This is a genomic window from Streptomyces sp. NPDC052114, assembly GCF_040680155.1.
Taxonomy (GTDB): domain Bacteria; phylum Actinomycetota; class Actinomycetes; order Streptomycetales; family Streptomycetaceae; genus Streptomyces.
Genome location: NZ_JBFAWC010000025.1, coordinates 72,028 through 94,159, shown reverse-complemented (window position 1 = coordinate 94,159; position 22,132 = coordinate 72,028). Strand labels below are relative to the sequence as shown.

The following is a 22,132-nucleotide window of genomic DNA, read 5'->3' as shown; positions in this document are numbered from 1 at the left end:
CGCGTAGCGCCTGATGGCCGTGTGGCACCCGATCACCCATCCGTTCACCCGAGTGAGAGCACGTCATGTTCCTTTTCCAGGCCTCTGCCTGTGCCCCTGCCTCTCCCTTCGCCCCCGCCCTCGGCGGTGCGAGTGCCTGGTCGAGGGCCGGTCTGCCGGTCGTCGACGAGCGCGGGCAAGAGGAGCACGCCGTATGAGCGCGCTGATCCTGGCCCTGAGCGCGGGAGCCGTGGTGGGCCTGGCGCTCGGCGCGCTCGGCGGCGGAGGCAGCGTCCTGGCGGTGCCCGCGCTGATCTACCTGCTCGGCTTCACCCCCGCGGCGGCCACCACGGCAAGCCTGATCATCGTCACCGCCACTTCGCTGACCGCCCTGTACGCCCATGCCCGTGCGGGGAACGTGCGATGGAAGGCCGGGGCGGCGTTCGCGGCGGCGGGGCTCCTTCCGGCGGCGCTTGCCGGAGCGGCGGCGGCCCGCCTGCCCCAGACCGCCCTCACCGTGGCGTTCGCGGCCATCGCCGCCCTCGCCGCGGCCAGGATGCTCCGACCGGCCCGCACGGCCGACGCCGCGAGCGACGGCGTACGCCCGGTCAAGGCGGCCGGAGCCGGGGCGGGCCTGGGCGCGCTGACCGGACTCCTGGGGGTGGGCGGCGGCTTCCTCGCCGTCCCGGCCCTGGTCACCGTTCTGGCCTTCGACATGCAGGCCGCGGTCGGCACCAGCCTGCTGGTCATCACGGCCAACTCGCTGGCCTCCCTGGCCACACGCTCCGGCTCCGCCGTCTCGCTCGACTGGGCGGTGATCGGCCCCTTCATAGCCGCTGCCGTCCTCGGCGCCTGGGACGGCAAACGCCTGTCGTCCAAGGTCTCCGGCCCACGACTGCAACGCGTCTTCGCGGTCGCGCTGCTGGCCGTGGCGGCTTTCATGCTCGCGGACGCGGTCGCATGAGACACCGGCACCGGCACCGGCACCGGCTTCGGCATCGGCGCAGGCCATCGGCGGGCAGGCTCACGCCAACGACAGGAAGAGCTTCTCCAGACGGGCCCGCATCTGATCCCGGTCGCCCGCCGCCTCCCCGCCCTCGGCCATGCAGTGCTGCAACCCCGTGGCGATGATCGCGAACCCGGCCCGGTCCAGCGCCCGCGAGACCGCCGCGAGCTGCGTGATCACGTCCTCGCAGTCCCGCCCGTCCTCGATCATCTTGATGATTCCCGCGATCTGCCCCTGCGCCCGCCGCAGCCGGTTGAGCACGCTCTTCAGCTCGTCGGCAGCCATCTCCAGCTCCACACTTCCTCCTCCGTAGATACCCCCTAGGGTATGCTATTCGGCTCGGGACGCCCCGGCCGAGGACGCGGAGGGCATCGGCACAGAGAAACGAAAGGCCACCGCCCCGAATGAACACCCCTGCCGTCACCACCGTCACCACGCCCGTCTCGATCGACCCGGCGGAGGCCGCCGAGCACCTGAGTGCCTACACCGTCATCGACGTCCGCACTCCCGGCGAGTACGCCGGCGGCCACGTCCCCGGCGCGCACAACATCCCGCTCGACCACCTGCACACCGCCCTGCCGGTCCTCAAGGCCGCGGCGGCCCGCGGCGACCTGCTGATCGTCTGCGCCTCCGGCAATCGTTCCGCCGCGGCCCGCGCCCAACTCGCCGCCGCCGACATATCCGCCGTCGACCTCGACGGCGGCACCGCCGCGTGGACCGCCGAGGGCCACCGCGTGGACCGCGACGAGACCGTCAGGCCCGTCTGGCCCATGGAGCGCCAGGTCCGCCTGGCCGCGGGGGCGCTGGTCGTCACCGGTCTGGCGCTCGGCACCCGCTACCGGACCGCGCGCTGGCTGTCCGCCGCGATCGGAAGCGGCCTGGTCTTCTCGGCCGTCACCAACACCTGCGGCATGGCGGCCGTCCTCGCCAGGCTCCCGCACAACCAGCCGCGCGCCGCCGACCTCGACGCGACCCTGCGGGCGCTGTCCGAAGAGCCGTAGGCCGTCTCGGAGCCGTGCGGCATGCTGGGGCCGACACACGGAGACGACCACGGGGTGGGGAGATCGTTTTGATCGTCTGGGTGAACGGTTCGTTCGGAAGCGGGAAGACCACGCTGGTGGACACGTTGCGTGGCCGTCGGCCGGATGCGCTGGTGTTCGACCCCGAGATGGTCGGGAGCCTGCTGGGCCGGATCGTGGAGTTCCCTACCGGCGACTTCCAGGATCTGACGCTGTGGCGGCGGCAGGTCGCCGACCTGGCGGTGGGGCTGGTAGAGGAGTATCGCCGTCCGGTTCTCGTTCCCATGACCCTGGTCGACTCCGTGTACGTCGATGAGATCTTCGGCGTACTGAAGAAGGCCGGCATCCCCGTCCACCACTTCTTCCTCAAGGTGCCCCGAGAGGTACTGGAACGGCGCATCGACGGCCGGAGCTTCTACCCCGACGCCCCCGAGAAGGACGAGGACGTCCGGCGTTGGTGCAAGGGCAGGATCGAAGCCTGCACGGCCGCCGTGGACACCCTGCCCGGTGACACCGTGTTCCTGGACGGCGAGTCGACTCCGGAGGAACTGGCCGAGCAGGTCCTGGCCCGGATCGGCGAGACTCCGGCCTGACGCCACCGAGCCCCCTCCGGGCCGCCACCGCCACCTTCACCCCCACCGCCGTCAGCGTCCTGTCGAGCCGTCGATCAGCTCACGCAGGATGTCGGCGTGACCGGCGTGGCGGCCCGTCTCCTCGATCATGTGGGTGAGCGCCCAGCGGACGGAGGGGGCGGGCTTCCCCGGCCGGGAGCGGGGGAGTTCCGCGCCGAGATCGGCGCACTCGTCGAGCACCTCGTCGGCCAGCGTGACCGCCGCCCGGTAGCGGGCCACCACGTCGGACACGGTGTCCGCCGGTGCGGCCCGGAACGTCGCCTGCCAGTCGGTGACGTTCTCCCCGAGGAACAGCGCGCGTTCGACGCAGGTGAGGTGGTGGAGCAGACCGAGCAGGTTCGTGCCCGACGGCACCGCGGCCGTGCGGACCTGCGGTTCGGGCGCACCCTCGACCTTCGCGGCGATCGAGGCGCGGAGGTAGTCGAGGAATCCGCGCAGCACCTCGGTCTCGTTGTTCGCGGTGCGGGGCGGCGGGGTGTCGCGGCGGCGGCCGGGGCGCGTGGGGGCGGGCATGACGGTCTCCTTTCAGGGGAGTCAGGTTTCAGGAGAGGTCGGGTTTCAGGGGAGGTCGGGTTTCAGGGGAGTCAGGCGACTTTCAGGGGCATCAGCCGACGCGGCGGACGACCAGGACGTGGTCGGTGACCTCGGCGGTGCGCCCGTCCGGTCCCGTCGCGGTGCGGGTCAGGGCGTCGGTCCGTTCGACCGTCCAGTCGCCCGGGTCCAGGTCCATGTCCGCCGCGACCTCCTGCGGGCTCGGGTACCGGACGTCCGTGCCCGCGGTCCACGACCACGGCGCGGTCGAGCCGTGGTCGACGACCAGCAGCCGCCCGCCCGGGCGCAGCGCGTGCGCGGCCGAGCGCAGGACGGCCGACCTGTCGAGAGCGAAGGGGGTGTGCAGATAGTGGGCGCAGACCAGGTCGAACGCGCCGTCCGGGAACGACGTACGCAGGTCGTGCCGCACGGCGGTGACCCGGCCGCCGAGCCCGTGCGAGCGCGCGAGAGCGGCGAGCCGTTCGACCGCCACGGCCGAGATGTCCGTCGCCGTGACGTGCCACCCCTGGCCGGCGAGCCACAGGGCGTCGCCGCCGTTGCCGCACCCGAGGTCGAGCGCGTCGCCGGGCGTCAGACCCGTGACGGTCTCGGTGAGGCGGACATTGGGCCGCGGTGCGTCGGCCGCGGGCCGGTCCGCGTAGACGCCGTCCCAGAACGTCGCCGGATCGTTGGTGGTCGTGTCGCCGGTGCGCGGATCGGTGATGCCGGGGCCGTCGATGCTCATCAGGAGCCTCCTTCTGTCGGTGTGCGCCAAGCCTCACCGGACCTCCCGGGATCTGGCACGGAATCTTGCGGTTATGGCAAGGTGGGCCCGTGGATCACCGGACGGACGACGAGGTGCTGGACGCGGTCGGCCCGCGGCTCCGCGCGCTGCGTCGCGACCGAGGCATCACCCTCGCCTACCTCGCGACGGCGACCGGAGTGTCGGAGAGCACGCTGTCCCGACTGGAGAGCGGCCAGCGCAGGCCGAGCCTGGAGCTGTTGCTTCCGCTGGCCCGCATCTACGACGTACCGCTCGACGACCTGGTCGGCGCGCCGCGCACCGGCGATCCCCGGATCCATCTGAAGCCGATCCGACGATTCGGGATGACCTTCGTCCCCCTGTCGCGGCGCCCCGGCGGCGTGCACGCCTTCAAGATGATCATCCCCGCGAGGCCGGAACCGCTCGATCCGACCCCGCAGACCCACGAAGGCTTCGAATGGCTCTACGTCCTGAGCGGCCGCCTGCGGCTCGTGCTCGGTGAGCGGGACCTGACCTTGTCGCCCGGCGAGGCGGCGGAGTTCGACACGTCGCTGCCGCACTGGCTGGGCAGCGCCGACGGCGGAGCGGTCGAGGTGCTGATCCTGTTCGGCCAGCAAGGGGTACGTACGCATCTGCGGACGTCGGCCGACGGGTCGTCAAACGACAGCAGCCACCAGTGAACGCGGCCTGCCGAAAGGTGACTTGAGCTCGAACGCCGTCACGACGACCGCCACTGGACCGCTGCTGGGGCTGCCGCTGAGGCCGCCACGACGGCGACGCCCTACGCGGCGTCTTCCGGGAGCTCGACGGGGTACTGCTCGCCGAAGTCGGCGGAGAGGGACACCGCCTGCCAGGCTTCGGCCTCGGCGATCTGTCGGCGCGAGTGGTCGAGCGCCATCCGGGCCGCGTTCGTGCCCAGGGGCAGGTGGGTGGGCAGGTGGTCGCGCTTTGCTACGCGTACGAGGATCTCGGCGGCGCGGTCCGGGTCGCCGGCGTTGCGGCTGTCGCGTGAGCGGTCGTTGAAGGCGCCGACGGTCTCCTTGTACTCCTGCGGGACGTCCTGGACGTCCATGGAGGAACCGGCCCAGTCGGTGGCGAAGCCGCTGGGCTCCACGACCAGGTAGCGGATGCCGAACGGCGCGGTCTCGGTGGCCAGTACGCGGGTGAGACCGTCGATGGCGAACTTGGCCGCCTGGTAGGAGCCGAGGCCGGCGCTGCCGCCGACGCGTCCTCCGATGGAGGAGAACTGCACGACGATGCCGCCGCCCTGCGCCTTGAGCAGGGGCAGCGCTGCCTTGGATACGTTGTACACGCCCCAGAAGTTGGTCTCGAACTGGCGGCGGAAGTCGTCCTCCGGGGCCGTCTCGACGGGGGCGACGTTCGCGTAGCCGGCGTTGTTGACGACCACGTCGATGCGGCCGAAGCGGTCGCGGGCGGCGTCGAGCGCGGCGGAGGCCGCGGCGGCGTCGGTCACGTCGAGCGCGACCGGCAGTACCTGGTCGCCGAATCGCTCGACCAGGTCGGCCAGCTGTTCCGGCTTGCGGGCCGTGGCGACGACCCGATCGCCCGCCGCGAGGGCGGCGATCGCGAGGGAGCGGCCGAAGCCGCGGGAGGAACCGGTGATGAACCACGTCTGAGTCTGGGTTGCCATGGCGTTAGCAAAACACGGTTGCGTTAATAGTGCAACCTGGTTGCGTTAGAATTCCGGCATGGCGAGCCGAAGTCAGTCCAGTCGGAGTGGTCAGCCCGTACGCGCCCGGAGCCCCGAGGCCAAGCGGGCCCGCGAGGCCGCCATCCTGGAGGCGGCGACGCGGCTGGCGACGGAGCGCGGCATCCGGTCGGTGACCTTGACGGACATCGCGGCGGAGGTCGGCATGCACAAGTCGGCGATGCTCCGCTACTTCGAGACGCGGGAGGAGATCTTCCTCCGCCTGGCCGCGGCCGGGTGGGTGGAGTGGTCTCGGGCGGTACGTGAGGATCTCGCCGCCGCGGATCCCGCCGAGCCCGCGGGCCGCCCAGCCGCGGAGGGTGTCGGGAGGAAACCCGGAGTGCGTGCCCTGCACGCGATCGCAGGTGTCCTCGCCCAGTCCCTGGTCGCGCGCCCCGTCTTCTGCGACCTGCTCGCCCACACGCCGATGAACCTGGAGCGCAACGTCTCCCTGGAAAGCGTCCGTTCCTTCAAAGTGACCGCCCTCGCGGAGGTCGCGGCGGTGAGCGAGGCGCTGTGCGGGGCGGCCGGGCTGAGCCCGGAGCAGGCGGGCAACGTCGTCGCCACGGCCACGTCGATGGCCGGAGCCCTGTGGCAGATGGCCGCCCCGGGAACCGAACTGCGCCGCCTCTACGAGTCGGACCCCGACCTGGCGCACGCCGTGGTCGACGTCGCCCCCCGGCTGACCGACATCCTCAGTGCCCTGCTTCAGGGTTACAGGGCCACGGGCGAAGAGGTGCTGTCGTAGAAGGCGGGGCCGGGGAGGGCGCGCTACCTCAGAAGTTGGCGCAGGCGGCCCCCTGAGGTCCCGTCACGAGCCAGTCGAAGACCTTCCGCGTCTTGGGGCCGTAGAGCCCGTCGACGGGGGAGACGCCCTTGGACCGCTGCACCTTGGCGACGGCCGCCTTGGTCTGGGGTCCGTAGATGCCGTCGACCGTGTCGAGGGGCGCCGAGTTGCAGCGCCGCAGGGAATTCTGGAGGGCCTTGACCGCGGGGCTGCTGTTGCCCACGCCCAACTGGCAGTCGAGGGAACCGTTGGCCGCGGCGGCCACGGGCCCGGAGAACCCACCGCTCGACTTGGTCACGGTCTTCGTGCAGACCGGCGCGGCGGCGTGGGCCTGACCGGCGCTCAGGGCCAGGGCCCCGGACGCGAGGAGAGCCGAGCCGACGCCGACGGCGGCGAAGCGCCGGATGCCTGTGGTGATGGACATGAGTACCCCCGTACTGGTGCGTATTGATGCGTAGGGATGTTGGTGCACTTGGTCGGTGTGCACAGAGGCGCGCCGGTATGTGCAGAGACACAAGGCGGTCGAGCCAGAGCCAGCATGGGTGACGTTCCGGGGTGTGTCGTCCAACGAGGTGGGTAGCGCGAGTAAACCCTCGTGGTAGCGGAAACCGAACGGGCGGCCACAGCTGAGGGTTCCGTTCGGCTGGCGATGGCTGCGGTCGAGTACCGGTGCCGGCTGGTGCGACGACATTCGCTGCCCAGCGCCAAGCTGCACACCAGGCTGCGCGCGCCCGCGAGTTCCTCGCGCCGGAGGCCTGACCGTCGCTGTTCCGGCCGCCGATCGCCGGGAGTTGTCCGCGAACGCTCCCGGAATTGTCCGTGATCGGTAACAGAGGGATCCCTTTGACGCCGAGCCCCGTCCTGTCAGGTGGTCACAAGGTGACCGGAGATCGGCGAGGAACTGCGCAAAGGGGCGGACATGGCACGGCACAGCGGTGGGCGGGGCTGGTACGGCAAGACGATCGGGGCGGCGGTCGGCGTGACGATGCTCGCCGTGGGTGCCTCGGTGTGGACCGCGCAGGCCGGCGACGCGTCGTCGCAGGAAGCCCCGTCGCCCGCGCCTACCAGTTCCGTCAAGCCCGTCTCGGCGACCATCGCGCACGCCTCGGACGCGGGGAAGCGCGGCGTCAACATCACCATCGACGACGGCCCCGACCCCAAGTGGACGCCCCAAGTGCTGGCCCTGCTCGAGGAGTACGAGGTGAAGGCCACGTTCTGCATGGTGGGGACGCAGGCGCAGGCCCACCCGGACCTCGTGAAGAAGGTCGTCGCGGCGGGGCACCGGCTGTGCGACCACTCCGTGTCGCACGACACCGGCATGGACAAGAAGTCCGACGCCTACCAGTCGAAGCAGATACTCGACGCCGAACGCATGATCACCAAGGCGTCCGGCGGTGTCCGGCCGATGTACTACCGGGCGCCCGGCGGCGCCTTCACCCCCCACAGCCGCAAGCTCGCCTCGTCCCGCGGCATGCGCCCGCTGGGCTGGAACGTCGACACCAAGGACTTCGAACGCCCGGGCACGGACGCCATCGTCGCCACCGTCGAGCGGGAACTGCCCAACGGACCGACCCTCCTCTTCCATGACGCCGGCGGCGACCGCACCCAGACCGTCGAGGCCCTGCGCATTCTTCTCCCTCGGCTCAAGGAGCAGGGCTACTCCTTCGGCTTCCCGGTGCGTTGAACACCTGTGTGCGGCAGGTGTTCACATGTTGCTGCCCAGGCGAGGGGCGTCCTTGGGCAGCCGAGGCGGCCGCTGCCATGATGGGGGAGTGCTGATCCCCAGGGCGGTCGCTGTTGTCGTTGACAGGCAACGGGTGTTGGTCATGAGGCGCTTCCTCAAAAGGGAGGCGTCTTCGGACTGTGTGATGTGCCAGTACGTCGGCTGGGGCGGGCCGAGCTGTCCGGGTCACCACTACTCGATCCTGCCCGGTGGACACGTCGAGGCCGGCGAGAGCACGGAGCGGGCGGCACTGCGGGAGCTCTGGGAAGAGACGACGCTGGAGGCCCGGATCGATCGCCTCCTGTGGACCGGCCGACACAACCGCCGGCCGGCCACCTACTACCTCATGAAGGACGTGCAGGGGAGCGCGCTCCTGTCCGGCGAAGAGGCCGAGGCGAACGCACCTGACAACAGCTACGCGTTGGCATGGGTGACGTCCGAACAGTTCCAAGGCCTGAACCTCATACCGGAAGACATCCGCGAGCCGCTGGCGCTGCTGCTGGGTGGCTGATCGGCCGTGCGGCCAGCCCTGCGGTGCCAGGGTGCGCAGGACGGTGGTCCCGGTGGTGCGCGGCCTCGCGGTGAGGCTCCGTTGTCAGTGCCTCCCTCTAGTGTGAATACATCACTCGGGGACCTTTGGAGGGGGAGCACAAACATGTCCGCAAACAGGATCCAGCACAAGGTGAATCACGTGGCGCTGGTGGTGGACTGCTCGGGCTCGATGCGTCCGCACCAGGAGCAACTCATACGTGTGGTGGACGAGTTCGTGGCGGGTCTGAAGGCGGAATCGGACAGCCTGGGTCACGAGACCCGGATCAGTCTCTATTCCTTCGACCACAGGGTGGAAAACCTGGTCTGGGACATGGACGTGAAGCACCTGCCGTCAATGCGGGGCCTGTATCGGGTCAACAATGGCGCGACGGCCCTCATCGAGGCTTCGGTGAAGTCCCTGGAAGACCTCGGCCACATCTGGGAGGAGTACGGCGAGCACAGCTTCCTCCAGATCGTGGTGACGGACGGCGAGGAGAACGCCTCCGGCGGGGACAGGCGGCACGACGGCGACATGACGATCCTCGGCCCCTGGCTCGACCGGATCACGGCGAAGATGGGCGGCCTTCCGGGCCACTGGACGTCCGCGATCCTCGTCCCGAACTCGCTGGCCAAGCGCACGGCTCAGAACTACGGCTTCCCGGCGGGGAACATCGCGATCTGGGACGCGGATTCCCAGAAGGGCGTCGAGGAGGCGATCGGCACGGTGCGGGCCGCGGCGACGAGCTTCCTGCGCGGCCGTGAGCAGGGCGTGCGCGGCACGAAGAACCTCTTCGCCGTCGGCCAGGACATATCGGTGGACGAGGTGCGGGCGAATCTCGAACCGATTCCGGCCGACAAGTACCGGCTCCTGAAGGTCGACCAGGAAATCGAGATCCGCCCCTTCGTCGATTCCCACCCGGGCGTCACCTATGAACGCGGATCGTGCTACTACCAGTTGGGCGCACGGGCCCAGGTGCAGCAGAACAAGGAAGTCGTCGTGGTCGAAAAGGACACCGACCGCGCCTACACCGGAGACGCGGCGCGCAGCCTTCTCTTCGGTACGGGAATTCAGGGAACGGTCTCGGTGAAGGCGGGCAACAACCCCAAGTTGGAGGTATACGTGCAGAGCCGCTCGGTGAACCGAAAGCTCAAGCCGAATACGCGGCTGCTGATCATGCTCTGACGCCGATGTGCGGGCCGTGCAGACGGCCCGCACATCCCGCTACGAGAGGAGCCGGAACCCAGGCAGGCCGGCGCGGCGCACGACTCGCCGCCTACCTGCGGAAGGTCCACGGCCGTGCCATCCGTACTGGCGCACCACGGGAACCTACGCGGTCGTGGCGATGCCGCCGTCGACGGGGATCACGGCGCCCGTCAGGTATGCGCCTGCCCGGCTGGCGAGGAACACGGCGACACCCGCCATGTCGTCGTCGCGGCCGATCCGGCGCAGTGGGGCGGACGCCGCGATCGCCTCGCCGAGCTCATCGAGGGTTGCAGCCATCATCGCCGACGGGAACGGTCCCGGCGCCACGGCGTTCACGGTGACGTGCTGCGGTCCCAGCTCCCTGGCGAGCACCCTGGTGAGTTGATGCAGTGCGGCCTTGCTGCTGGAGTACGAGTAGTTGGGCCGCTGGGGGACGTGGATGGCGGCGATGCTTCCGATGTTGATGATCCGCGCGGGATCGTCGGCGGTGCCCGCTTTGCGAAGTGCGGGCAGCAGCGCCTGGACCAGCCAGAACGGCGACTTCAGGTTGAGGTCGACGACCGTGTCCCAGGCCGCGTCCGGGAACGTGGCCAGCGGCTCGTCCCACATGGCGCCCGCGTTGTTGACGAGGATGTCGAGACGCTCCGAGTCGGCGGTGACGAGGTCGGACAGCCGCCGACACTCGTCGTGTCGGGACAGGTCGGCGGGGATGGCCCGCACCTCACCAAATCTGGACAGCCGTTCCTGCGCCTGAGCGCACGCTTCCGCGTTGCGTGAGCTGATGACCACGCGGACGCCCGCCTGGAGAAGGCCACGCGCGATCATCATCCCGATGCCTCGGGTGCCACCGGTGACGAGCGCGCGCTTTCCGCTCAGATCGAAGAGTTCTGTATGCGCTGTGAATTGGTTGTCCACGACTTGGCGCCTTTCCGCTGTGTCGCTGTGTCGCTGTGTCCCGGCCATGGAACCCGCGTCCGTGCGAGGGTGGGAGTGACTGCTCTTCCGGGTAACGGCAGTACCTCCCAGCACACCGCCGCACGACCTACGGTGGTGAGGTGACCGACAGCGAGAGGCATGAGCAGGCCGACCAGGTGCGGGAGTTCCTCAGCACCCGTCGCGCCCGCATGTCGCCCCAGCGGGCAGGGCTGCCCGTCTTCGGCGGCAATCGACGTGTGACCGGGCTGCGCCGGGAGGAGGTGGCACTGCTGGCCGGGATGAGCGTCGACTACTACATCCGCCTCGAGCGCGGGAACTTGAGGGGCGCCTCGGACTCGGTACTGGACTCCTTGTCCCACGCGCTCCAGCTCGACGATGCCGAGCGGGCCCACCTCTACGACCTGGCCCGCGCGGCCACCGCGTCCCAGCGCCGGTCACCTACTGCGCCGGGGCGGATCCGACCGGTGGTTCTGCGGGTGCTCGACGCGATGACCGACCTACCGGCCTACATCCGTAACGGCCGGTTCGACATTCTCGCCGCCAACTCTCTCGGCCAGGCTCTGTATGCCCCGGTCTACGATTCCCCGTTGTTCGCGCAGCGTGGTCCGGTCAACACCGCGCGGTTCCTGTTCCTCGACCCTGGTTCTGCCGATTTCTGGCCCGACCGGGAGAAGGCCGCCAACGACTCGGTCGCCTTCCTGCGCACCGAGACCGGCCGCTCGCCGCAAGACAAGGGGCTGATGGACCTGATCGGCGAGCTCTGCACAAAGAGCGACGAGTTCGCCCAGCGGTGGGCCAGGCATGACGTGAAGTTCCAACGCTCCGGCGTGAAGCAACTCCGCCACCCCCTCGTCGGGGACCTGGCCCTGCCCTACGAAGCCTTCGACCTGCCCGCTGACCCCGGGCTCCATATGACCGTCTACTCACCCGAGCCCGACTCGCCCGAACGCCAGGCACTCGGTCTTCTGGCCAGCTGGACCGGCTCGACCCCACTTGAGCGCTAACATTGGCACCCACACGTGTCAGCGCGCTCGGCCGCTGAGGTGATCGCGTGGGCCGGGGCGGAGAACTGTCAGGCCGCAGTCACGCAGGCACGCCAGACGCCCCGACTCACTCGACCGCCCCCGGCGCCCGCCTCCGCGGCCCCGCGCCCGTCCCGGGCTACCGTTCCGCCATGGCCGACTACCGCATCGAGACCGTACGCAATGGCGAACGCGACTGGACCGCCCGCAACGACCGCGGCGCCGAGGTCCGTATCGCCGCCGCCGACAACCCCGACGCCCAGCCCTCCTTCACCCCCGTCGAACTCCTCCTCGCCGCGCTCGGCGGCTGCGGGGGACTCGTCGTGGACCGCACGGCCCGCACCGTCGAACACGACGGACTGCGCATCGTCGTCGATTCGGTGTCCCGGCCCGAGGACGACGGCCGTGTCGGCGTCGTCCGGGTCTCCTACGAACTCGAACTGCCCGAAGACGACGACAAGGCCGCCGAGACGCTGGAGCGCGCCATCCGCCTGACCCACGAGAAGTACTGCACCGTCAGCCGCACGGTCGAACATGGCGCGCGCGTCGAGGCGCAGGGGCCCGACGGGACCACTCTCTTCGCCGGCGGATGAGCAGGCAAAGCCCCTGCCGACGACCCGCGAGTCGTCGGCAGGGGCAGAGGGAGGGGCAGAGGGAGGGGCTCACGCAAGCGCAGCGCCCCCCCCGGAAAGCCGTCAGGGCAGCGGCTTCACCCACACATCGCGGAAGCGAACCTTGTTGCCGTGGTCCTGGAGCCGAAGGGCACCGGCCGCCGCCGACTCCGGATCACCCGCACCCGTCGGACCGTCGACGGCCACGTCGTCGTGCACCTTCTTGCCGTTCCAGACGACCGTGACCCGCGCGTCCGACGTCTTCTTGCCGTCCGTGTCGAAGCGCGCGGCGCGGAAAGTGATGTCGTACGTCTGCCAGGTCTCCGGCGCCGTGGACGCGTTGAGGTCGGCGGCCTTCTTCTGGTAGATCGCCCCCGCCTCGTTGTTCGCGAGCTTCTCCACGCCGTACGAGTCCAGGATCTGCACCTCGTAGCGCTCCTGGAGATAGACCCCGCTGTTGCCGCGGTCCTGCCCGGTGACGTCGTCCGGGAGCTTCGGGACCCGGAACTCGACGTGCAGCTCGAAGTCCTTGAAGTGCTGCTTGGTGCGCAGGTCGCCGCAGCAGACCTCCATCGACTTCTCGGCGGTGTGCGGCCATGCCGCGCTGCGGCCGTCGGAGTGCTGCCACGCGGTGGAGATGCTGCCGCCCGAGAACAGGTCGATCCGGGCACCGGGCCTGCGCACGTCGATCGCGTCGAGGTTCACATGGCCGGTGTCCTCGGCCCCGACGGCGTAGGTGATCGTATTGCGGCCCTTGCGCAGGTCGAGCCGCTCGGTCTCGGTGGACCAGCGTTTCCACTCGCCGGTGGACGGCAGGCTCGTCTGCTTCGCCGCGCCGCCGTTGACGCTGACCCCGATCGTCTTGGTTCCGGGCGAGGGGTGCGGGCCGTTCGCGTACCGCAGGCCCACGTCGTACGCGCCCGCCTTGTCGACCACGACGTCGAAGCGGGCCTTCGCGCCCTTGTCGCCGAAGCCGTCGACGAAGCCGCCGCCGGTGTAGCCGGCGTGCTCGGTGTCGATGCCCGCTCCGCCGGACAGGTGGGCGGACTCCGCGTCGTACGTGGTGACGGGCTCCTGCGGACCGGGCTTGGCGTTCAGGGTGTACCAGGCCTCGGTGGACCACAGCTGCTCGCCCTCGGCGGACGAGAACGGGCGGGGCGAACGCACGTGGACCACACGGTCGGACTTCAGGCCGGGGATGGCCAGTCGCACCTTGCGCCGGTCCTCGGAGAGCGTCGCCGAGGACACCGGCAGCGACTCCTCGTCGACCTTCGGGCCGCCGTACGCGGGCGTCGGTACGTAACGCCACTGCTCGACGGAGTACGCACCCTTGGTCAGCTTGGCCGCGGTCTCCTCCGACAGGGGCTTGGTGTAGGTGAGTTCGAAACCGTCGCGGGTGGCACGCATCGTCTTGATGTCGAAGGCCGTCTTGCCGCTCGGTGTCAGTTTCTGCAGACCGAAGCGGAGCTTGCCCGCCTGGCCCCAGTTCCCGTCGGCACCCAGGCCCCCGGTGTAGATCGCGCCGTCGGGACCCTCGCTGATGCGCGTGATCCCCGACTCCAGGCCCTGCGTGTGCCGGAACACCGCGCCCTGGTACTCGCCGCCGACCTTCTCCAGGTCGGCACGTTGCAGACCGCCGTAGGTCACGTCGCCGAAGACCATCTGACCGGCGAACGGCCCCTTCTTCAGCTGCATGGGCGTGCTCGGTGAGTTGGCGATCTCGTTCTGCGGCAGCCAGAGCGCCGGTTTGGTGACCGGCTGGTCGTCGTACGGTCCGTCCGGATTCATGTAGTGGTTGAAGAACCGGTCCTGCTTGATGTGGACCAGCTTGGACGCGGGCAGCCAGCCCCCCTGGTTGTCCGCCACGAACAGGTCACCGCCAGGACCGCGCCCGATGCCGTTCGGGGTGCGCAGCCCCCCGGCGAGATAACTGACCTTGCCCGTCGCCTTGTTGACCTTGATGGTCGTGCCGCGGTTCGGCGCCGGCTGCGGATCGGTGGTGGCGCCGCCGTAGTTGATCGCGACCGACAGGTTCAGATAGAAGTCGCCCTTGTCGTAGAGCAGACCGAAGGCGAACTCGTGGAAGTTCCCGCCATAGGGCCACTCGGCGATCTTGCGCTTCTCGTCGGTGACGTCGTCGCCGTTCTTGTCGTTCAACTCGGTCAGTTGGTGCTTCTCCGACACATACAGCTTCCCGTCCACGTACTTGATGCCCATGGGCTCCTTGAGCCCGTCGGCGATCTTCTTGTACGTGACCTTGTCGGGTCCGGTATCGCCGGTGACGTTGTCGAGGAGGTACACCTCACCCTTCGTCTCCGTGCTGCCGCCCCACGTGGAGATCGCCAGCCGCCCGTCGGGCAGCCAGTCCATGGCGGACACCTGCGGCTCGAATCCCTTGGGGCGCAGGTCGGTCAGCTTGTAGCCGGGGTTCACCTCGGTGAGCGGCAGGCCGTCCCCCGGGGTGTCGAGCGTCCCTTCGCACTCCTTGCGGCCGGGCGCCGTGACCCGTACGACATCGGCGTCCGTGCTGAGCACGGAGTCGGGCACCGTGGTGAATCCGTCGGCTCCCGGCGGCTTCCACTGGAGGGTGACCTGCTGGTCGCCGCCCGCGTCGAAGTGGTCGATGCGCAGCGGTTGGTAGCCGGCGTTGAGCGTGACCGAGCCGTCCTTGGGCTCGGCGCCGTGCAGCCCGTCGTGGTCGATGACCCGCCGGTCGCCGAGGAACAGCCGGGAGCCGTCGTCGCTGATCAGCCGGAAGTCGTACGAGCCGGCCTCGGGCACGTTCAGGTTGCCGATGATCTGCGAGACGAAGTTGTCGCTGAACCCGAAGCCGTCGGTGGACTTCCAGTCGGCCGTCGGGATCAGCTTGTCGACATTGGGGGTCTGCGCGGGCTTGAGGTCGCACAGCTTCTTGAGCGGGGTCTGGACGTCGAACACCCGTAAGGTGACGCCGGGTTCCTGCGGCGGCAGGTCCGCGAACGGCCGCGGATCGTCCTTGGCGGCCGCGGCGGGGGAGAGCAGTCCGCCGGTGAGCAGTCCACAGCCGAGGACGGCGGTGAAAAGCGCGCCTGCGGATCTCCTGCCTCTGCCGAATCCGGTGGCTTTCCGAGTTCCGCCGAATCCGGCGGCCCTTCGGGTCCCGCTGGACCCGGTGGCTCTTCGAGTTCTGCGGCGGGGGGAGCCGGACATCGGCCCGGGACGTGGCTTCACTCTTCCTCCTGCGTGGTTCCGGTGTTCCGGCATGGGTTACGCAGATCTCTGTGGCAAAGCGACGCTCAGCGTAGGGACGACTTCGGAGCGCGTCCATACTTTGTCCACAGAAAGGAAGAACTGGGTTGCGTCGAAGGCGGGCCGGGGCCGACGGGCTACGGCACGGCACCGGCCGGACCGGCGTACGGAGCCGCCCTGGCCCTGGTCACGAGGCGGAAGCTACCTCCCCAGCGCGCGCGTGCCCGGAGCGCAGCTCTGCCTCAGCTCCTCGAACTCGGCGCCCGTCAGCTGCTTCGCCGCGGCACCACGACGGCTGTCGTCCAGTTGGGCGCACGCGCCGTCCAGCCACCGCGGGGACGGCTCGACCCCGACGAACGAGGCGAGGCGGGCGAGTTCCTCGCGGGGAGCGTCGAGGAGGTCCTCGTACGCGAGCGACATGCGCTGATCGCCCGGCAGGCCGTCGATGAACCGGGTGCCCTGGACGACGAGTTCGGACCACAGGTCGCCGAACCGCCGCAGGGGGAAGTCCCGGTCGCGTACGAGAGCGGGGTCGAAGCGGTCGGCGAGCAGCGCCGCCAACTCCGGCGGCAGCGACAGCACCTGTTTCTCCGTCAGGTCGCCGAAGCTCTCGACACCCGTCCGCTCCCTGATCTCCCGCATCGACGTGATCACGCGATAGCCGATGTGACGGCTCATGGACAGGGCGCAGTCCGGCCCGTCACGGAAGAGGTGCACGAACTTCGCGTAGGGGAAGGTCTCGCGCAGCCCCGGCGCCCAGCCCGTCGAGTACCCGGAACGCTCCACGACGGCGGTGCGCCCGAACCGCGCGCCGAGCAGCGCGAAGAGCGCCGTGTGATGCTCGGCGGCGGCACGCGCGGGCCAGCCGACGACCGCCGCGCGGATCTCGTCGAGGAGGCCGTCGGGGTCGTCGGTGAGATGGGGCAGCACCATGAGCGAGAGCGCGGGGATGCCGGTGGCCTCGGCCGTGTACCGGCCCGGACGGCGGGTGTAGAGGAACTCCGGCATCAGCAGCCCATTGCGGATCATGCTCGCGAAGTACGGGGTGGGCCTGAAGAGGACCTCCCAGAACTCCGCGCCCGACATCCGCCCCTCGGGGAAGGCGGTGTCACCGACCGAGGCCATGTACTCGTTGAGGCTGAGCACGTCCGGGTGGGCGTTGAGGATGCGGGACAGCGCGGTGGACCCGCTGCGGCCCGTACCGATGACGAAGGTCAAGCTGCGCAAGGTCACTCTCCGAGGGCACAGGGCGGGTGTTCCGGGGCTCCGTGCACCTCAGCACACTCGCGCCGAGCGCACCAGGTGGCACCAGGACACGCATGCCCCGATGCATCCCTGATGCTCTTCGAACCGCTCGACCGCTCGACCGCTCGACCGCTCGACCGCTCGACCGCTCGTGCCACTCATGCCGTTCGTGCCGCTCGACCGCTCATGCCGTGCGCGAGCGCCATCCATCTCATGCCTCGCCGCGCAGCCGCCCCGGATCGGTCAGCTCCAGCGCCGCCGTCGCCTCCAGCCGCCGGCCCGTCTCGTACGCCTCGGCGAAGCACGCGTCGCCGAGCGCGGCCCTGGCGCCGGCGCTCAGCGCAAGGACCTGCGGATCGGTACGGTCGTGGGCGCCGCGCAGACGGGCCGCCGCGCCAAGGACCGACGCGACGTCCCGGTGCCGCCCGTGCAGCGCGGCGAGGCCGGCCACGGTCACCGCCACCGTCGCCACGAACGGCAGGTCCCCGCTGGCGACCGCCGCCGTGTACGCCCGGACCAGCGCTTCCTCGGCGCCCGGCCCGTCGCCGAGTTCGAGACAGAGCGCACCGCGCACCGCGGCGACCAGCGCGTGCCCGTGCTCGTTCCCGGACGACAGCGGGCGCCCGGACAGCCAGGCCTCGGCCGACTCGACCAGGGCGCGCGCCCGGTTCGTCTCACCGGTCCGGATCCGCAGCGCGGCCTCCCGCGCGTCGAGCAGAACCGCCATCTCCGGCGACGCCGAGCCCAGCGCGTGCTCCCGGGCCGCGGTGATCGTCTCGACCGCCCGTGCGGTCTCGTCGAGCCGCACGTGTACGTCGATCCGGCGCAGGTCGATGTAGACCTCGTCGCTGGGGCCGAGCGACCCGAACGCGCGCGCCAGCCGTTTGGCCTCGTCCAGGTCGGCCAGCGCGCCCCCGAGGTCGCCGTCGTACTGCCGGAGCAGCGCGCGCAGCGGCAGGACCTTGGCCAGGCCCCATCGGTCGCCCACCCGCTCGTAGCAGTCCAGGGAGGCGATCAAGTGGCCTCGTGCACGGTCGAGATCGCCCTCGTTCTCGGCGAAGTGGGCCAGGAACATGCGGGCGAGCCCCGCCAGCCACACGTCCGGCCCGTCGGCAAGGCGCTGGATGGCCGTCGACGACGCGTCGTTCTGCTCCAGGGTGGCCAGCCTGATCGCGATCAGCGCGCCGCCGAAGCCCGGCAGCTCCGGATGCCTCCGCAGCCGGTCGAGGAGTATCCGCACCTCCGTGCACCGTGCCTCGGCCGAGAGATCGGGGGGCGTGCTCGGGATGGGCAGGATGCCGAGCAGCAGCGCCCCCTCGGCGATGTCACGTTCCACGCTCGGCCGCACGGCGGGCAGGGCGACCGTCTCGCCGAGCCAGTGGGCCGAGTCGACGTCCCGGCCCAGCATGTGCCAGTACCAGATCAGGTTCACCGCGAGCGCGAGCGCGGCGTCGGTGTCGCCGGTCTCGTGGTGGTGGCGCAGCGCGGCCAGCACGTTGTCGTACTCGGTGCGCAGCACGTGGAGTGCGTCGAGCTGCCCTGAGCCGCGGAGCAACGGGTCCTGGCGGGCGACCAGTTCGGCGAAATGGCGCGCGGCGAGCTCCCGTACGCCGGTCAGGGCGCCCCGCTCGGCCAGGCGCTCCAGGCCGTACGCGCGGATGGTCTCCAGCATCCGATACCGGCCGGAATCCGGCGCGAGCTGGAGCAACGACCGGTCGACCAGGTCCGCGAGCAGTTCCCGGACCTCAGCGGCCGATACCTCGGTCCCGGCACAGACGGCGGCGGCCGAGGCCGGCGTGACGCCGCCCGGCAGCACGGCGATCCGCTCCGCGACCGCGCGCTGGTCCGCGCCGAGCAGGTCCCAGCTCCAGGCGATGACCGCGTGCAGCGTGCGGTGCCGGGAGAAGGCGGTCCGGCTGCCGTTGGTGAGCAGGCGGAACCGGTCCGAGAGGCCGGTGGCCAGATCGGGCAGCGAGAAGGTGCGCAGACGGGCCGCGGCGAGTTCGAGCGCGAGCGGCAGGCCGTCCAGGCTGCGCACGATGCGCAGGACGTCACCGAGGTTGTGCCCGCCGACGTCGAACCCGGGCCGCACGGCCGCCGCCCGTTCGATGAACAGCAGCGTCGACGGCGCTCTGCGCGCCTGGTCGACGTCCGCGTGCGGTGGGGGCAGGGGGAGCGGCCCGAGCGGGACGAGCGTCTCGCCGTCGATCGCCAGCGGCTCCCGGCTGGTGGCCAGCACCCGCAGTCCGGCGCAGCGGGCCAGCAGTGCCGCGACCAGATGGGCCACGGCGTCGATGAGGTGCTCGCAGTTGTCGACCACGAGCAGGGCCTCGCGACCCTCCAACTCCGCGGCCAAAGCGTCCAGTTCATCGGTCGAATTGCCGCGGGGCCGCCCGGCCGAGGCCTCGAACAGTGCCGAGCCGCGCAGCCCGATCGCGGCCGGCAGCGCCGCGCCGATCTTGGCGGGATCGGTGACCGATGCGAGGTCGATCAGCCAGGCGCCGTCGCGGTACGCGTGCCGGTGGCGGCGGGCGGCCTCGACGGCGAGTCGCGTCTTCCCCGCGCCGCCGGGGCCGAGCACGGTCACCAGGCGCGCGGAGGCGAGCAGGGTCTCGATGCGGGCGAGGTCGTCGGCACGGCCGATGAGCCTGGTCAGCGGCGCGGGCAGGTTGCTCGACCTCGCCCGTGGGGTCGACGGTGCGGGCTGGTCGGCGCGCAGCAGGCGCAGATGGCGCTCGCGCAGGGCGGCGCCCGGATCGGCGCCGAGGCCGTCGGCCAGGGCTTCGCGGACCTGCTCGTACCGGGCGAGGGCCTCGGCCTGGCGCCCTTGGGCGGCGAGCGCGTCCATGTGCAGCGCGGCGGCATGCTCGTGGGCGGGGTGCTCGGCGAGGAGCGCGGACAGGCGTGCGGCGGCCATGTCCGCCTGCCCCAGGGCCAGTTCGGCATCGGCGAGGTCGACGACGGTCTGTACGCGGACGTGGGCCAGCCGGGTCGCGACGGCGGGCGCCACTGCGGCGACGACCGGGGGTTCGGCGCCGGGGCTCTCGCCCCACAGCGCCACGGCCTCGCCGAGTGCGGCCACTGCGGCAGTCGGGTCGCCCGTACGCAAGCGGTGACGGCCGTCGGCGGCGAGCCCCTCGAACCGTGACGCGTCCACGTCGACGGTCTCCACGGCCATCCGGTAACCGCCCGCGCACCGCGTGACGGCGTCGGCCGAGCCGAGGGCCCGGCGAAGCCGTGAGACGAGGGCCTGGAGAGCGTGGGCGGGGTCGGCCGGCGGATCCTCGGCCCAGATCGCGTCGACGAGGCCGCTCTGCTCGACCGCGTGCCCGCCGGCGAGGGCGAGGCGTACGACCAGGGCCCGCAACCGGACGCCCGGTACGGGCAGGGCCGTGTCACCACGAGACACCTGAAAGGCGCCGAGCAGTGTGACACGAAGCGGCGCACTCCCGTCCATCTCCCGAGCTTCGCACACGTATGGCGGGCGCCTCACACCAGGGGATCACCGGTGCGCCCCCGTGTCAGTGTCGACGAGCTCCGTGTCAGCGCCGTGTGCGTGCCGTGTGAGGGGGCCTCGGCACTGTGGGCGCATCGCGGAGAACCGGCTCCTGGCACGCCGCCGGGAACCGGCTTCGGAACGGTTACTCATGAAGGGGTTCTCATGCACGACGTAGTGATCGTGGGCGCAGGCCCGGTCGGTCTCTTCCTCGCCTGCGAGCTCGGCCTCGCGGGCAGCTCGGTCCTGGTGCTGGAGCGGGAGGCCGAACCCGGCTCACCGTGGCGGGCGGCACCGTTCGGCATGCGGGGCCTGTTCGCGGCTTCGCTCGGGGCGTTCCACCGCCGAGGCATGCTCCATCCGCTGCTCACCGCGTCGGGGGTCCACGACGAGCCCGGCGCGGATCTCGACGCCGACGGGCCGCAGACCCTGCGTGGTGGCGTGGGGCATTTCGCGGGCATGGTGCTCGACCCGGCCAAGGTCGACGTCGCCGCACTGCCGTACCGCCTTCCCACGGCGTCCCCGGACGCGCTGTTGACCTACCTCGCCGTGATCGAGTCGGTGTTGTCCGAGCGGGCCGCCAAGCTCGGCGTGGAGATCAGGCGTGGCGTCACGGTCACCGACGTCACTCAGGACGACGACGGCGTGGTCGTGCGAGCGGGCGAGGAAGCGTACGCGGCGCGCTGGGCCGTCGGCTGCGACGGCGGACGCAGCCAGGTGCGGCGGCTTGCAGGCTTCGCATTCGTCGGCTCGGAGCCGCAGTTCACCGGATACCTCATGCTCGCGGACCTCGCCGACCCCGAGAAGCTGAGCCCGGGGATCAATCCGACGCCGACCGGCACGTACATCCAGATGCAGGCCGAAGGGCACATCGGCGTGATGGACTTCGACGGCGGCGCGTTCGATCGCACGCGGCAGCCGACCCGCGAGCACCTCCAGGCGGTGCTGCGCCGCGTGTCCGGCACCGACGTGACGCTGAGCGACGTCCGCCTCGCGTCGACCTTCACCGACCGGGCGATGCAGGCGACGACCTACCGGAAGGGCCGTGTCCTGCTCGCGGGCGACGCCGCGCACATCCACTCGCCGCTGGGCGGCCAGGGACTCAACACCGGACTGGGCGACGCCCTGAATCTGGGGTGGAAGCTCGCGGCGACCGTGCGGGGCCACGCGCCTGACGGGCTTTTGGACACGTACACCCGCGAACGCCACCCCGTCGGTGCGCGGGTCCTGGACTGGACGCGCGTCCAGTCGGCGGTCATGCGGCCGAGCCCGCACGGCCGGGCGCTCCAGGCCCTGATCGGCGACCTGATCGACACCCAGGACGTGACGACCTACATGTTCGGAATGATCTCCGGATCGGCGGTCCGCTACGACCTCGGGGACGAGCATCCCCTGGTCGGCCGCGTCGCCCCCGACTTCCGCCTCACGGACGGCACATGCCTCGCCGACCTGATGCAGGACGGCCGGGGTGTCGTCCTCGACTTCGGCACCGGCGGCCGCCTGCGGGACGCGGCGACGCTCCGGCAGAGCGTGCTGCGGTACGCGAACGGGGCGGCGCGGAACGACCTCGGCCTGGGCGCCGCACTCGTACGGCCGGACGGAGTCGTCGCCTGGGTGGGTGAGCGAGACGCGGACCTGAAGGCGTTCGAGCGCGCGGCCGACCAGTGGTTCGGCCACACCGAGATCTGAGCCGCCCAACGGTGCCTCGACG

At 70.8% G+C, this 22,132-nt stretch carries 20 protein-coding genes; 11 read left to right on the top strand and 9 right to left on the bottom strand.

Going from position 1 to position 22,132, the window contains the following annotated elements; translation table 11 throughout:
• Window positions 1-193: 193 nt before the first annotated feature.
• Window positions 194-943, top strand: a complete 750-nt coding sequence (locus tag AB0L89_RS37045; protein WP_365151600.1) for a sulfite exporter TauE/SafE family protein — start codon at window positions 194-196, stop codon at window positions 941-943.
• A gap of 60 nt (window positions 944-1,003) precedes the next feature.
• Here the strand turns inward: AB0L89_RS37045 and AB0L89_RS37040 are convergent, their stop codons facing one another.
• Window positions 1,004-1,282, bottom strand: a complete 279-nt coding sequence (locus AB0L89_RS37040) for a metal-sensitive transcriptional regulator (protein WP_365151598.1) — start codon at window positions 1,280-1,282, stop codon at window positions 1,004-1,006.
• A gap of 107 nt (window positions 1,283-1,389) precedes the next feature.
• Between AB0L89_RS37040 and AB0L89_RS37035 the strand changes: the two genes are divergently transcribed.
• Together AB0L89_RS37035 and AB0L89_RS37030 are read left to right on the top strand one after the other, a co-directional pair.
• Window positions 1,390-1,986, top strand: coding sequence for a rhodanese-like domain-containing protein (locus AB0L89_RS37035; protein ID WP_365151596.1), 597 nt, complete (start codon window positions 1,390-1,392; stop codon window positions 1,984-1,986).
• Between the two features lie 68 nt (window positions 1,987-2,054).
• Window positions 2,055-2,597 (top strand): AAA family ATPase, encoded by a 543-nt coding sequence (locus AB0L89_RS37030; protein ID WP_365151594.1) that lies wholly within the window; start codon window positions 2,055-2,057, stop codon window positions 2,595-2,597.
• 51 nt (window positions 2,598-2,648) lie between these two features.
• On the opposite strand, the gene AB0L89_RS37025 is transcribed toward AB0L89_RS37030, so the two are convergent.
• Together AB0L89_RS37025 and AB0L89_RS37020 are read right to left on the bottom strand one after the other, a co-directional pair.
• Complete coding sequence (locus AB0L89_RS37025; RefSeq protein WP_365151592.1) at window positions 2,649-3,149, bottom strand: DinB family protein; 501 nt, start codon at window positions 3,147-3,149, stop codon at window positions 2,649-2,651.
• 91 nt (window positions 3,150-3,240) lie between these two features.
• A complete protein-coding gene (locus AB0L89_RS37020; protein ID WP_365151590.1) occupies window positions 3,241-3,912 on the bottom strand; it encodes a class I SAM-dependent methyltransferase in 672 nt (223 codons plus the stop codon).
• A gap of 89 nt (window positions 3,913-4,001) precedes the next feature.
• Between AB0L89_RS37020 and AB0L89_RS37015 the strand changes: the two genes are divergently transcribed.
• On the top strand, window positions 4,002-4,610 hold the full coding sequence (locus AB0L89_RS37015; protein ID WP_365151588.1) for an XRE family transcriptional regulator: 609 nt from the start codon (window positions 4,002-4,004) through the stop codon (window positions 4,608-4,610).
• A gap of 101 nt (window positions 4,611-4,711) precedes the next feature.
• Here AB0L89_RS37015 and AB0L89_RS37010 read toward each other — a convergent pair whose 3' ends face one another.
• The gene (locus AB0L89_RS37010; protein WP_365151586.1) at window positions 4,712-5,581 is read right to left on the bottom strand and encodes an SDR family NAD(P)-dependent oxidoreductase; all 870 of its coding nucleotides are present in this window, start codon (window positions 5,579-5,581) and stop codon (window positions 4,712-4,714) included.
• Window positions 5,582-5,639: 58 nt separating this feature from the next.
• Here AB0L89_RS37010 and AB0L89_RS37005 point away from each other — a divergent pair, with 58 nt between their 5' ends.
• The gene (locus tag AB0L89_RS37005) at window positions 5,640-6,386 is read left to right on the top strand and encodes a TetR family transcriptional regulator (RefSeq protein WP_365151584.1); all 747 of its coding nucleotides are present in this window, start codon (window positions 5,640-5,642) and stop codon (window positions 6,384-6,386) included.
• A 28-nt stretch (window positions 6,387-6,414) separates the two neighbouring features.
• Here AB0L89_RS37005 and AB0L89_RS37000 read toward each other — a convergent pair whose 3' ends face one another.
• The gene (locus AB0L89_RS37000) at window positions 6,415-6,849 is read right to left on the bottom strand and encodes a peptidoglycan-binding domain-containing protein (RefSeq protein WP_365151582.1); all 435 of its coding nucleotides are present in this window, start codon (window positions 6,847-6,849) and stop codon (window positions 6,415-6,417) included.
• A 495-nt stretch (window positions 6,850-7,344) separates the two neighbouring features.
• Here AB0L89_RS37000 and AB0L89_RS36995 point away from each other — a divergent pair, with 495 nt between their 5' ends.
• From AB0L89_RS36995 to AB0L89_RS36985, 3 genes are all read left to right on the top strand, one after another.
• Window positions 7,345-8,109, top strand: a complete 765-nt coding sequence (locus AB0L89_RS36995) for a polysaccharide deacetylase family protein (protein WP_365151580.1) — start codon at window positions 7,345-7,347, stop codon at window positions 8,107-8,109.
• 88 nt (window positions 8,110-8,197) lie between these two features.
• Entirely contained in the window at window positions 8,198-8,659 is a 462-nt protein-coding gene (locus AB0L89_RS36990; protein ID WP_365151578.1) for an NUDIX domain-containing protein, read from the top strand.
• A gap of 144 nt (window positions 8,660-8,803) precedes the next feature.
• Window positions 8,804-9,862: a vWA domain-containing protein gene (locus tag AB0L89_RS36985; RefSeq protein WP_365151576.1), complete on the top strand. Its 1,059-nt coding sequence runs from the start codon at window positions 8,804-8,806 to the stop codon at window positions 9,860-9,862.
• A gap of 144 nt (window positions 9,863-10,006) precedes the next feature.
• On the opposite strand, the gene AB0L89_RS36980 is transcribed toward AB0L89_RS36985, so the two are convergent.
• Window positions 10,007-10,846, bottom strand: a complete 840-nt coding sequence (locus tag AB0L89_RS36980) for an SDR family oxidoreductase (protein WP_365151574.1) — start codon at window positions 10,844-10,846, stop codon at window positions 10,007-10,009.
• 92 nt (window positions 10,847-10,938) lie between these two features.
• Here AB0L89_RS36980 and AB0L89_RS36975 point away from each other — a divergent pair, with 92 nt between their 5' ends.
• Both AB0L89_RS36975 and AB0L89_RS36970 read left to right on the top strand, forming a co-directional pair.
• Window positions 10,939-11,823, top strand: a complete 885-nt coding sequence (locus AB0L89_RS36975) for a helix-turn-helix transcriptional regulator (protein ID WP_365151572.1) — start codon at window positions 10,939-10,941, stop codon at window positions 11,821-11,823.
• 170 nt (window positions 11,824-11,993) lie between these two features.
• Window positions 11,994-12,434, top strand: a complete 441-nt coding sequence (locus AB0L89_RS36970; protein ID WP_365151570.1) for an OsmC family protein — start codon at window positions 11,994-11,996, stop codon at window positions 12,432-12,434.
• A 102-nt stretch (window positions 12,435-12,536) separates the two neighbouring features.
• Here the strand turns inward: AB0L89_RS36970 and AB0L89_RS36965 are convergent, their stop codons facing one another.
• From AB0L89_RS36965 to AB0L89_RS36955, 3 genes are all read right to left on the bottom strand, one after another.
• Window positions 12,537-15,662 carry a family 16 glycoside hydrolase gene (locus AB0L89_RS36965; protein WP_365151568.1) on the bottom strand — a complete coding sequence of 1,042 codons (3,126 nt, stop codon included), beginning with the start codon at window positions 15,660-15,662 and terminating at the stop codon, window positions 12,537-12,539.
• Window positions 15,663-15,881: 219 nt separating this feature from the next.
• Window positions 15,882-16,913 carry a sulfotransferase gene (locus AB0L89_RS36960; RefSeq protein ID WP_365151566.1) on the bottom strand — a complete coding sequence of 344 codons (1,032 nt, stop codon included), beginning with the start codon at window positions 16,911-16,913 and terminating at the stop codon, window positions 15,882-15,884.
• Between the two features lie 223 nt (window positions 16,914-17,136).
• Complete coding sequence (locus tag AB0L89_RS36955) at window positions 17,137-20,334, bottom strand: BTAD domain-containing putative transcriptional regulator (protein WP_365151564.1); 3,198 nt, start codon at window positions 20,332-20,334, stop codon at window positions 17,137-17,139.
• Window positions 20,335-20,586: 252 nt separating this feature from the next.
• Here AB0L89_RS36955 and AB0L89_RS36950 point away from each other — a divergent pair, with 252 nt between their 5' ends.
• Window positions 20,587-22,110: an FAD-dependent oxidoreductase gene (locus tag AB0L89_RS36950; RefSeq protein WP_365151562.1), complete on the top strand. Its 1,524-nt coding sequence runs from the start codon at window positions 20,587-20,589 to the stop codon at window positions 22,108-22,110.
• Window positions 22,111-22,132: the final 22 nt, after the last annotated feature.

Coding starts and splice junctions, on each gene's coding strand:
- AB0L89_RS37045 (WP_365151600.1), top strand. CDS start 194: ATGAGCGCGCTGATCCTGGCCCTGAGCGCGGGAGCCGTGGTGGGCCTG.
- AB0L89_RS37035 (WP_365151596.1), top strand. CDS start 1,390: ATGAACACCCCTGCCGTCACCACCGTCACCACGCCCGTCTCGATCGAC.
- AB0L89_RS37025 (WP_365151592.1), bottom strand. CDS start 3,149: ATGCCCGCCCCCACGCGCCCCGGCCGCCGCCGCGACACCCCGCCGCCC.
- AB0L89_RS37020 (WP_365151590.1), bottom strand. CDS start 3,912: ATGAGCATCGACGGCCCCGGCATCACCGATCCGCGCACCGGCGACACG.
- AB0L89_RS37010 (WP_365151586.1), bottom strand. CDS start 5,581: ATGGCAACCCAGACTCAGACGTGGTTCATCACCGGTTCCTCCCGCGGC.
- AB0L89_RS37005 (WP_365151584.1), top strand. CDS start 5,640: ATGGCGAGCCGAAGTCAGTCCAGTCGGAGTGGTCAGCCCGTACGCGCC.
- AB0L89_RS37000 (WP_365151582.1), bottom strand. CDS start 6,849: ATGTCCATCACCACAGGCATCCGGCGCTTCGCCGCCGTCGGCGTCGGC.
- AB0L89_RS36995 (WP_365151580.1), top strand. CDS start 7,345: ATGGCACGGCACAGCGGTGGGCGGGGCTGGTACGGCAAGACGATCGGG.
- AB0L89_RS36985 (WP_365151576.1), top strand. CDS start 8,804: ATGTCCGCAAACAGGATCCAGCACAAGGTGAATCACGTGGCGCTGGTG.
- AB0L89_RS36980 (WP_365151574.1), bottom strand. CDS start 10,846: ATGGCCGGGACACAGCGACACAGCGACACAGCGGAAAGGCGCCAAGTC.
- AB0L89_RS36970 (WP_365151570.1), top strand. CDS start 11,994: ATGGCCGACTACCGCATCGAGACCGTACGCAATGGCGAACGCGACTGG.
- AB0L89_RS36950 (WP_365151562.1), top strand. CDS start 20,587: ATGCACGACGTAGTGATCGTGGGCGCAGGCCCGGTCGGTCTCTTCCTC.